This window comes from Draconibacterium sp. (genome assembly GCF_041583095.1).
GTDB lineage: Bacteria > Bacteroidota > Bacteroidia > Bacteroidales > Prolixibacteraceae > Draconibacterium.
Genome location: NZ_JBFHGM010000177.1, coordinates 1 through 10,915, shown reverse-complemented (window position 1 = coordinate 10,915; position 10,915 = coordinate 1). Strand labels below are relative to the sequence as shown.

At 42.0% G+C, this 10,915-nt stretch carries 10 protein-coding genes; 5 read left to right on the top strand and 5 right to left on the bottom strand.

Features of this window, described 5'->3' with window-relative positions:
* Nucleotides 1–1,003: 1,003 nt before the first annotated feature.
* From ABZB17_RS15480 to hpt, 5 genes are all read right to left on the bottom strand, one after another.
* Nucleotides 1,004–2,782: a hypothetical protein gene (locus ABZB17_RS15480; RefSeq protein WP_372651335.1), complete on the bottom strand. Its 1,779-nt coding sequence runs from the start codon at nt 2,780–2,782 to the stop codon at nt 1,004–1,006.
* Nucleotides 2,783–3,475: a phosphatase PAP2 family protein gene (locus ABZB17_RS15475; RefSeq protein WP_372651334.1), complete on the bottom strand. Its 693-nt coding sequence runs from the start codon at nt 3,473–3,475 to the stop codon at nt 2,783–2,785. It abuts the gene before it with no gap.
* The gene (gene obgE / locus ABZB17_RS15470) at nt 3,475–4,464 is read right to left on the bottom strand and encodes a GTPase ObgE (protein ID WP_372651333.1); all 990 of its coding nucleotides are present in this window, start codon (nt 4,462–4,464) and stop codon (nt 3,475–3,477) included. Before obgE ends, ABZB17_RS15475 begins: the two co-directional genes overlap by 1 nt.
* Nucleotides 4,465–4,692: 228 nt before the next feature.
* Nucleotides 4,693–5,124 (bottom strand): adenylate kinase, encoded by a 432-nt coding sequence (locus tag ABZB17_RS15465; protein ID WP_372651331.1) that lies wholly within the window; start codon nt 5,122–5,124, stop codon nt 4,693–4,695.
* A gap of 16 nt (nt 5,125–5,140) precedes the next feature.
* A complete protein-coding gene (hpt, locus tag ABZB17_RS15460) occupies nt 5,141–5,680 on the bottom strand; it encodes a hypoxanthine phosphoribosyltransferase (RefSeq protein ID WP_372651329.1) in 540 nt (179 codons plus the stop codon).
* An 88-nt stretch (nt 5,681–5,768) separates the two neighbouring features.
* Between hpt and purE the strand changes: the two genes are divergently transcribed.
* From purE to ABZB17_RS15435, 5 genes are all read left to right on the top strand, one after another.
* Complete coding sequence (gene purE / locus ABZB17_RS15455; protein WP_045033560.1) at nt 5,769–6,275, top strand: 5-(carboxyamino)imidazole ribonucleotide mutase; 507 nt, start codon at nt 5,769–5,771, stop codon at nt 6,273–6,275.
* Nucleotides 6,276–6,334: 59 nt separating this feature from the next.
* Nucleotides 6,335–7,153, top strand: a complete 819-nt coding sequence (locus tag ABZB17_RS15450) for a hypothetical protein (protein ID WP_372651327.1) — start codon at nt 6,335–6,337, stop codon at nt 7,151–7,153.
* The gene (locus ABZB17_RS15445; protein ID WP_372651325.1) at nt 7,150–9,192 is read left to right on the top strand and encodes a helix-hairpin-helix domain-containing protein; all 2,043 of its coding nucleotides are present in this window, start codon (nt 7,150–7,152) and stop codon (nt 9,190–9,192) included. The genes ABZB17_RS15450 and ABZB17_RS15445 overlap by 4 nt, the downstream gene beginning before the upstream one ends.
* A gap of 38 nt (nt 9,193–9,230) precedes the next feature.
* Nucleotides 9,231–10,373: a 1-acyl-sn-glycerol-3-phosphate acyltransferase gene (locus ABZB17_RS15440; protein WP_052671182.1), complete on the top strand. Its 1,143-nt coding sequence runs from the start codon at nt 9,231–9,233 to the stop codon at nt 10,371–10,373.
* 9 nt (nt 10,374–10,382) lie between these two features.
* A partial coding sequence (locus tag ABZB17_RS15435) for an HAD family hydrolase (RefSeq protein ID WP_372651323.1) occupies nt 10,383–10,915 on the top strand: 533 nt, incomplete at its 3' end.

Below are 10,915 nucleotides of genomic sequence, written 5' to 3'. Positions count from 1 at the left end.
CCTCTTTCAACAATACATAAATACCATCGTCGGCAGAAGTTCCGTCTCCGAGTTTACCAATATACATACCCGGACGTCGCCGGATGTGCTCCTGCCAGTCTAATGTTTTAATTGCACCTTCGTCGTAGTTTGCGCTCATACCTCAATCTCCAGAATCAACTTTCGAAATTTATATGAACCCTGTGTTTTCAACGGTTTTGTGCTTACGGGACTTGGTTTTTAATTTAAGAAACACAGAATTCACCCAATTGTCACAAATATAATCAAATCATCCACTTTGCAAGGGGTTTCGCGCCTGCAATAACTAACAATCACCCGTTGAAAAAGTGTGGATAAAATTAGGGATACGAGCGGGCGAAGAACCGCAACTCTTTCTATTCTAACCTACGGATTCGCAAAACATTTTCAGAAGATCGTAACACCGATTTCCGGGCACCAAACACCAGGCTATACCAATTAAATATCGAAATGAGCCTTTGGTTCGATTACTCCCAAAGCCTCTTTCGTTTATTATCGGCATTAACTCCCGAATCAAGTTCGGGACAGGCTATTGCAATTTCACTGTTTCGCTTAAGGCTCACATCGAAACGCAATTGGTATTATTTATTGACAGACAAAAGATTTAAGTCTAATTCAGCGTAAAATGCCGCGTATTTGCTCTCCCTGATATCAATATCTACCTGCGAGGGGCTAATATTTACACGCGAGGGTCATATATGTGCTCGCGAGGTAATTATATAAGCATGCGAGGTACTAATATTTATATGCGAGGTACTAATATTGATTTGCGAGCTAACCTCGCACACTATTTTTTATACCTCGCTCTACTTTATTTATAGCTCGCACCGCTTTTTTAGTAGCTCGCGCGTTATTATTTATACCTCGCACCATTCTATTAATACCTCGCAAGGCAATTTTAGCTGCAGGGGAGAATAAAATACTACAGATAAAGGGATATTTGGCGACGTTCAGGACAACTCTACTGACAATTTTCGGGGAACAATTAAATAATCCCCATTTTTTTCATCAGGAAAGTGGCATTCATGGTTTGGGTAACACCATCCGATAGTTTGTAGTCAAAAATCAGTTCGTTGTTCTCGATCCGGATTTCGAAACACTTGTTGAACACCTGTTGCGGAAGTTCGTTTTCCATTTCACTCAGCTTTAAGTCGTGCGTAGCAATCATTGCCGCACATGGCTGTTGCGCCAGCTTTCGTACCAATTCTTTCGAGCCGTTTAGTTTATCAACCGAATTGGTTCCTTTTAGCATTTCGTCAAGAATTACAAAGATTTGCTCGCCTGCCGCCAAACGATCGAGCACTGCTTTTATCCGTTTCAACTCAGCAAAGAAATACGATTCGTCTTTTAACAACGAGTCGGTTGTGCGCATATTGGTATACAAATCAACCGGCCTTACTTTCATTGATGTGGCACAAACCGGCGCGCCAATTCCGGCCAACAAAATATTTGTACCCACGGTGCGCAGGAAGGTACTTTTACCTGCCATATTTGCGCCGGTAACGATCATTATTTTCGACCAACCCCGAATTTCAATATCATTATTTACCCGCTTGTCTTTTTTCAGCAGCGGATGCCCCAATTCGGTCGCACACAACACAAAATCCTGATCTGTGATTTCCGGATATACAAAATCGCTGTGATTATTGGCATAATTCGCCAGGCTGATTAAAGCATCCATTTGTGCGATTATTTCCAGCCATTCGGCCAGCCTGTCGTGATTTTTATTGTGCCACACCCAGAGTTTGTATACGCAACGAATATCCCAGGTAAAAATCCCGTTTAACACCACACCAACCAGAATATTCTGCCGGTATTCAAATTCCTTTACCAGACTCTTCAGCTCGCCAAAGATTTTCCCGGCCGATGGTTCGGTAACCTTCTTCTTCATTTCGCACAGATACGGAGATTGGAACTCTTTCTCTTCAATCCTTTTTAGCAACTGCATGTATTTGGCCAACAGGTCGGACTTACGGCCAAAAAATCCGAAGTAATAATTCACCGGTTTTGTAAAAGCAAATAATAGCAGAAACTGCACAAACACCATCGTTACCAGGTAAAAATTACTCACCCCCATTATTGCTGGAATTGCGGCAAGAACAGTGATTGCCGGAACAATACGGATCAACCATTTCAACAGCTTTGAATGCTTCAGTCCGAGTTCCATTTCCGACCACGACCGAATTTCGTTATACTGCACTTCGGTTTCCTGAAACAGGTTTCCTTCGGTTAAAAAGTCGAGCCGCCACAAGGGCATTCCCGCCAATTCTTTAATGGCTTCCTGGCGCTGCTCAATCGCCTCCTTTTCCTTTAAAGGCTTTTGCAACCAATCAGCCAGGCGTTGACGCCCTTCAACAGTTGCCGTGCGGTTTAGGTACTGAAACAGCGAACCTTCGCCAAACAAATCCAGATCGTAAGCAAACGGATGCTCCACGTTTAGAAATTGTTCGCCATTTTCAAAATGCAAAAAAGAATGATCCAGTGCCTTTAGCTCGTCTTCCAGCAATTTCGTTTTAACAACAAGGGTTTGCTTTATCTTATCAAGCTGAAGATTTCTTTTGATCAGCCAGAAAAAAAGCACAATTAAGGGAAGTGTACCATACAGTGCCGTAATTTCCCAGCCAAGAATAATAAGCGGAGCGAATATGCCAACAAAGGCCACAAAACGATACCAGGCAAAACGTTTTACTTTTGTCGATATGCGCTGCAATTCATCGGTATAAAACAAAAGTTTTTCATAATAAAGCCGGGCAGGTTCACTCATTTATAAGACTTTATGAAAGTAAAGTTGACTAACCACAAGAATAACCGTAAAAACCGATACAAAAAACACTAAAGCGATCATTCCGGCGTCTTTTCGCGACAGCACCGTTTTTTCAATTTTTGGCGAGCGACCAAAAAAGAAGTGATTCTCGACAAACATCATCAGGCGGTACAAGGCCCAACCGATAAACCAGCCGATTAGTCCTCCGCAAATCAGATCGAGCGGATAGTGCACACCTACATAAATGCGCGAATAACAAAACACCAATACCCAAAAGAGGGTTAAAAAATAATAGCTGCGGCTTCTGAAAATCCGGGATGTTAACACCAGAATAGCAACCGAATTGGCAGCATGTGCCGATACAAAACCAAACTGGCCGCCTTTACCGAAGAATATGTGAACCAGGTGCGAAATTGCCGGATCGTGTGTTGGACGTAAGCGCTGAACAGAATCTTTTATAACGTTAGAGAACTGATCAGTTGCGGCTATTAACAGCCCAATAGCAATTAATATCAATATTGATTTGCTACGGTAATTCTTAAATATATAAAACAAAATGCTGGCAAAAAAGGGAATCCATGTTTCCTGACGTGTTATCAGTATTATCATGGTATCCCAAAACTCAGTGTGGAATCCGTTCAGAAATAAAAACACATTTTTATCCAGCTCCAGTATTCGTTGCAATAATTCCATTAACTATTTAAAATTTCCCAGATTCGGTCTTTTAATTGTTGAATATTAAATCCTGACACGGCAGAAAAAAACAGGTGCGGAATATCGCCCAGTTCCCGGCTAATTTCCTTCATCAGCTCTTCATCCAACATATCGGCTTTACTGATGGTTAAAAAGCGCTGTTTGTCGAGCAGCTCAGGATTATATTTTTCAAGCTCGTTGAGCAAAACTTTATATTCTTTCAGATGGTCTTTACTGTCGGCCGGCACCATAAAAAGCAACATCGAGTTTCGTTCGATGTGCCTCAAAAAGCGCAGCCCCAAACCTTTACCTTCGTGTGCGCCTTCAATAATTCCGGGAATATCGGCCATTACAAACGATCGTTGTTCGCGATGCCCCACAATACCCAAATTGGGCACAAGCGTGGTAAATGGATAATCGGCAATTTTTGGCTTTGCTGCCGAAACCACCGACAACAATGTTGATTTTCCGGCACTTGGGAATCCAACCAAACCAACATCGGCCAGCACTTTCAGCTCCAGTATTTTCCAGCCTTCTACACCTTCTTCGCCGGGTTGCGCAAATCGAGGTGTTTGATGGGTAGCCGTTTTAAAATGATCGTTCCCCAAACCTCCACGGCCACCTTGCATCAGAATTTGCTCTTCGCCGTGTTTAGTAATTTCAAACAGGAATTCGCCGGTTTCCACATCGCGGGCAACAGTTCCGAGCGGTACCTCCAGGTAAATATCTTCACCATCGGCACCTGTACTTCGTTGCTTCCCTCCCGGTTCGCCATGTCCGGCTTTAATGTGTTTCCGGAATTTCAGATGCAGCAATGTCCACATCTGCTCATTACCTACAAGGATAACATGGCCACCACGACCACCATCGCCGCCATCGGGGCCACCTTTGGCCACAAATTTCTCTCTGCGCAGGTGCGCTGAGCCGGAACCTCCGTTACCCGACTGACAATGAATTCTTACGTAATCAACAAAATTGGTCTCTGCCATCTGATTTTTCCTGTTCGTTATCTGTACAAATATAAAAAAGGTGAGACACCTGTCCTACAACAGGCTTCTCACCCTTATAAGTAGATGTTATAATTTTTCTACAACTTCTTGTAATCTACCTGCAATTTCCTCAATGGTTCCCATTCCGTTAATATCGAAATGTTTTCCCTGTGGTTTGTAGTATTCGATTAGAGGAAGTGTTTTTTCGGTGTAAACCGTGATGCGGTTTTAAATAATCGACTGGTTCTGATCATCGGAACGGCCCGAAACTTTTCCGCGGCTCAACAAACGATCAATCAATTCCTGTTTTTCAACCTGCAGGCAAAGCATGCCCGAGATTGGCGTACCATTTTCGTTCAACAAAACATCCAGTGCTTTTGCCTGGTCAACGGTACGCGGAAATCCGTCGAAAATAAAACCTTTCGCTTCTTTGTTTGCGTCGAGTTTACTTTTAATCATTCCAATCACCACTTCATCAGGAACCAGTTCTCCTTTATCCATGAAGTTTTTGGCTTCAATTCCAAGTGCTGTTCCTGCGGCAATTTCGCTTCGCAGCAAGTCGCCGGTCGACAAGTGGATCAATCCAAATGATTTAATAAGAAATTCGGCCTGGGTTCCTTTTCCTGCCCCCGGTGGGCCAAACAATACGAGATTCAACATAATTTTTGGTTATTTTTTATTTCACTACCGTGTAAATATCAATCAGATTTCTACCGTAGCCGTCGTAGTCAAGTCCGTAACCTACGATAAAATCATTCGGGATCTCTATTCCCACATATTTAAGATCTACTTCTTTCTGAAGCGCATCCGGTTTTAGCAACAAGGTTGCCACCTGCACTTCTTTTGGATTCAATTTTTCCAGTTGCTCCAAAATATTGTTGATGGTAATACCGGTATCAACAATATCCTCCAAAACAACTACGGTTCGTCCTTCAATTTTTTCATTTAACCCAATCAGTTGTTTTACTTTTCCGGTTGTTGAATCGCCCTGATACGAAGCCAGTTTTACAAACGAAATCTCCGACTCAACAAAGTCGATCCGCTTATAAATTTCGGCGGCAAACATAAACGAACCATTTAAGATACAAAGAAAAAGCGGGTCTTTGCCGGCCAACTCTTTATTCATTGTGTCGGCCATTTGCTCAACAACTGAACGAATCTTCTCATATGGAATAAATAACTCAAATTCTTTATCCAGGATTTTAACCTTCTTCATATGTGGATTTGATTTTTATTAATTGCTAATTTGCTGTATTTTCGTGCTGAAAATAAAAAGATACAAAGTAACAAATAAATTATAAAACATGACTCCAAAAGTTAGCATTATTATGGGCAGCACATCAGATTTAACGGTGATGGAAAAAGCTGCCAAATTGTTTGATGAGTTTGAAATTCCTTTCGAGATCAATGCTTTGTCGGCACATCGTACCCCGGAAGAAGTAGAACGCTTTGCCAAAGGAGCCAAAGACCGTGGTATTAAAGTTATAATTGCGGGTGCCGGAATGGCGGCTCACCTGCCTGGTGTAATTGCAGCAATGACTCCGATTCCTGTAATTGGTGTTCCGATTAACGCCAGCTTATCAGGGTTTGATTCAATTCTTGCTATTTTGCAAATGCCTCCGGGGATTCCGGTAGCAACTGTTGCTGTTAACGGAGCTATGAATGCGGCCATTTTAGCCACACAAATGATGGCCACCGGCGATGAAGAACTGATGAATAAACTGGTTGAGTACAAAGAGAACCTGAAGGAGAAAATTGTAAAGGCCAACCAGGAGCTATCGGAGGTAAAGTACCGATTTAAAACTAATTAATTGTTGTTTAAAATATTTTACTTAATTTTAAAGAGGTATTAATTAATACCTCTTTTTTTATGCAAAAACCCTTTTACATACTGTTGGTATATTTTACCATAATTGCATCAATAGCCTCCCCGCAAAACTACAAAGGAGGAGCACGTTCGGCTGCCCTTTCAAACGCTTTCGTTTCGGTTTCCGATACCTGGAGCACCTTCCACAACCAGGCCACTTTAGCACAATTAAACCGGTTTTCTGCCGGTGTATATTACGAATCGAAATACGGAATTGATGAATTTGCACTGGCAGCCACGAGTGTGGTTTTGCCAACCGGTACCGGAACTTTTGGTTTAAGTTTTTACCAGTTTGGAAAAGGGCCATTCAAGGAACACAAAATTGGTTTTGCCTATTCCAAACAACTATCCGAACGTTTTAACGCTGCCGTACAATTCGACTACCTTGTACAACGTATGCCCGAAAATGCGGATGCCTTTTCGTTTGTAACGTTTGAGATTGGGGCAACCTATCAACTTACAGAACAAATAACTCTGGGCGCTCACACTTACAACCCGGTAAAAAACGGCTTCAATTACCCGGAAGAAAAAATAAAACTTCCTGCAATTTACCGACTCGGTGCTCATTATGCTTTCGACGAACATGTGCTGGTGAGCCTGGAAACACAAAAAGAATCAGACCGCGATGTTGTGGTAAGAAGCGGTCTGGAATTTATGCCGCTTCAGAATCTGGCACTACGTTTTGGGATTTCGGGCAGGCCGGTTCAGTATACTGCAGGACTTGGCTATAGTTTTAAAAACATCAGTACCGATATTGCCTTTAGCTATCACGGGAATCTTGGATTTACACCATCAGTTTCCATTCAATACCACTTTAAATGAGAAATCTGATCCGACATATCGTCTTCGGTCTGTTCCAACTGTTCGTTTTGGCAACATCAGCACAAAACGAGTCGCCGGATCAATTAATTGAATCGATACTGGAATCGCATCTCGACAAAATTGAAGAAGGAACAGACGTAGCCTTGATTATTGAAGACCTTGAATATTTTTTGGAACATCCTGTAAATATCAACGCAACAAGTGCCACCGAACTGGCACGGCTCTATTTGTTGAATGAAATACAAATTCAGAAATTGCGGGAGTATATTGCTGATTACGGCCCGGTTTATTCCATCTTCGAACTCAAAACCATTGACGGATTTACGCCCAACCTACTGCAAAAACTACAATATTTTATTGAGTTTGGCCCCGAAGAACAGCAAGCGAAAACATTAAAAGAACAGTTAAAATATGCCGATAACCAGTTATTGCTGCGCACGCTTGGAAATCTGCAAAAAACTCGCGGTTACAAAGAAAAAGACGATGGCACCGTTCCTTACGAAGGCAACCGTTTTCGCTACTTCACGCGTTATAACTTCAGGGCCGGCGACAAACTTTCTGTAGGCTTTACTGCTGAGAAAGATCCGGGCGAAGCCTTTTTTAGCGGTTCCAACAAAAGTGGTTTCGATTATTACTCGGGGCATATTAGCTTTAAACTGAATAATACTTTTGAAAATATTTCGGTAGGCGATTACCTTGTTCGATCCGGGCAAGGCCTGGTGTTGTGGCAAGGTTACACCACCGGAAAATCGGAAAATGTTTTGGGAATAAGCAAAACCGGGCAGGGTGTTCGGGCTTACACTTCGGTAGATGAAAACTTTTATTTCAGAGGAACTGCGGGAACGGTAAAATTAGGCAACTCGCGATTAAGTCTTTTCTACTCGCACAAAAATGCCGACGGAAATTTGGAATACAATGATTCTGTTGCAACACATTTCACCAGCCTGCAAACATCAGGCTACCATCGCACAGAAAGCGAAATTGCCGATGAAAAAACCGTAAAGTTCACCAATGCAGGTGGTGTTTTCACCCATCGTTTTAATCACCTAAAACTGGGAGCAACAGTAGTTTTCCAGCAATTCGACAAACCGTTTATCCGCAGTAACCAGCTTTATAACCAATTCCGATTTAGTGGTACAGACAATTACACCGCCGGTGCTGATTATCTTTTTAGTAAAAACAACTATACACTGTTTGGCGAGGCAGCCATCTCTAAATCAAAAGGCAAAGCGGTAACACAGGGTGCAATTGTTCATGTAAACGACCAGCTGGGATTTTCGGCCTTGTTTCGTCATTTCGATAAAGACTATCATGCTTTTTGGGCCAACAACATGGCCGAAGGCAGCAACATCAGCAACGAGTCGGGGCTTTATGTTGGAGTGCGCTTTTTACCGGCCAAGTTTGTAACACTTTCGGCCTACTCCGATGTTTACCAATCAGAGTGGTTTAATTATTCCACTGCCGGCCCGGCACGTTCGTGGGATATTTTTACACAGGTAAATTTTCAGATCAGCGAAAAACTCAGTGCCTACCTGCGATTTAAAAACGAGGAGAAAGATCAAAAATTCAAAAACGAAAATCGTTATATCAACCTTCCTGAGCGCGTTCAAAAGTTGCGTTTTCATATTCAGTTTCAGCTTTCGGAAAATATTTTGCTAAAAACGCGTGCCGAGCATGTTTATTACAAAGGCACGGAAAGTGAAAATGGGTTTATGCTTTTTCAGGATATCCAATTTAAGCCCAAGGAATTTCCGCTGAATCTTGCAGCGCGACTGGCCTGGTTTCATACCGAAAGTTACAACAGCCGCATTTACGCTTATGAGAATGATATTTTATATGCTTTTTCAATTCCGGCCTATTATGGAGAAGGATTCAGAACATATCTCAACATTAAATACCAGCCAGCAAAAAAAATTGAGTGCTGGTTAAAACTGGCAAATACCTGGTGGACCGACCGTGAAACCATCAGTTCTGGCTATAATGAGATAGCCGGACAACACAAAACAGAGTTAAAATTTCAGTTGAGGTTGAAATTTTGATTTTGAATAACTTACTTTGTCGGGTTAAAATATAAATAATGCGAGACATTGATTTTGATGATATTCGCCCCTACACCGACAAAGAAGTTAAAGCTAAGATCAGAAAATTAGTCAAGGATAAAACCTTCGACGATGTTCTGCATCACTTGTTTAAAAACCGGCCAAAGGTTGAAATGGTAAAATTTCAGTTGCGCCGGGTAAGCAGTATCAAACAGCTGCAAGGCGTATTTATTTACGACCTTTTACACTGGCTGGTTGACAAAACTTCCGACGGATTAAAAGTTACAGGAATTGACAAGTTGGATAAAACCAAACCTTACCTGTTTATTTCGAACCACCGCGATATTATCCTGGATGCCGCTTTATTGAACTTCCTTATTTTCGAGCACGGCATGAACACCACGCAGATTGCTATTGGCGACAACCTGTTGCAATACGAGTGGATAGAACATACGGTTAAGCTGAACCGTTCGTTTGTGATCAGGCGAAATTTGCCACCACGCGAACTGATGATGGCCTCGAAAAAGGTTTCGCATTTTATTCGCAAATCAATTACCGAAGACAAACTTTCGGTATGGATTGCACAACGTGAAGGCCGCACAAAAGACGGCAACGACAAAACACAGGAAAGTGTTTTAAAGATGCTGAACATGAGCAACAAAGGGGGTATTTCGGATGGATTTAATGAACTGAATATTGTTCCGGTATCCATTTCGTACGAGATTGAACCTTGTGGTTTGCCCAAACTTCGTGAACTGATAAAAAAAGAACATTACGGCCGGGCAAAACAAAGCAAGGACGATTTGAAAGCGATGTCGATGGGAATGTTTGCTCCAAAAGGAAGAATGCGTTTTGCTTTTGGAACACCGATTGAGACCCACTTTGAACTGGCTAAAAACAACGAACAGCGCAATGATTACATCCGTCGTTTGGCAGAAATGATTGACGACCAGATTTACAAAAACTATAAACTGTGGCCAAGCAATTTTGTGGCTTACGATATGTTGATGCAAGAGCACCGATTTAAAGACCGCTACACCGCCGAAGAGCAAAAGAAATTCGAGATTATGGTGGAGCAGGCAATGGTGCATATCGATTTCCCGATAACCGATATCCAGGAACGTTTTCTGAAACTGTATGCCTACCCGGTAATTAACAAATTCGACAGGCCTAAAAAGTAATGGTATAACATGCAAACGATTATCTGGGACTGGAACGGTACGCTGTTAAACGATCTTGACTTTTGCATTTCAACCATAAATGTGTTGCTGAAAAAACGGCAACTCAATCTGCTTGATCATTATTCGTACAAAGAGGTATTCTCGTTTCCGGTAAAGGATTGTTACGAATCCATCGGTTTTGATTTTTCAAAAGAGGATTTTTCCGTTTCGGCGCAGGAATACATGGACATTTACAACGCAGGAGTTTCCAATTGCAAATTACATTCCGGTGCTACCGATGTACTGGAGCATTTTAGAAATATGGGCTATCGGCAATTTGTGCTTTCGGCCATGCAGGAAGATATGTTGGTGCATACCTTAAAACACCAGAATATTTTTGATTATTTTGAAGGAATAGCCGGGCTTAATGATCATTATGCGGCTTCAAAGATTGAACGTGGCAAACAGTTTATCAGCGAATTGAATATCGACAAAGCACAGGCCACCATTATTGGCGATACCAACCACGATTTTGAGGTAGCACAACAACTGGAAGTTGATTG

Coding starts and splice junctions, on each gene's coding strand:
- ABZB17_RS15480 (WP_372651335.1), bottom strand. CDS start 2,782: ATGAGTGAACCTGCCCGGCTTTATTATGAAAAACTTTTGTTTTATACC.
- ABZB17_RS15475 (WP_372651334.1), bottom strand. CDS start 3,475: ATGGAATTATTGCAACGAATACTGGAGCTGGATAAAAATGTGTTTTTA.
- obgE (WP_372651333.1), bottom strand. CDS start 4,464: ATGGCAGAGACCAATTTTGTTGATTACGTAAGAATTCATTGTCAGTCG.
- ABZB17_RS15465 (WP_372651331.1), bottom strand. CDS start 5,124: ATGTTGAATCTCGTATTGTTTGGCCCACCGGGGGCAGGAAAAGGAACC.
- hpt (WP_372651329.1), bottom strand. CDS start 5,680: ATGAAGAAGGTTAAAATCCTGGATAAAGAATTTGAGTTATTTATTCCA.
- purE (WP_045033560.1), top strand. CDS start 5,769: ATGACTCCAAAAGTTAGCATTATTATGGGCAGCACATCAGATTTAACG.
- ABZB17_RS15450 (WP_372651327.1), top strand. CDS start 6,335: ATGCAAAAACCCTTTTACATACTGTTGGTATATTTTACCATAATTGCA.
- ABZB17_RS15445 (WP_372651325.1), top strand. CDS start 7,150: ATGAGAAATCTGATCCGACATATCGTCTTCGGTCTGTTCCAACTGTTC.
- ABZB17_RS15440 (WP_052671182.1), top strand. CDS start 9,231: ATGCGAGACATTGATTTTGATGATATTCGCCCCTACACCGACAAAGAA.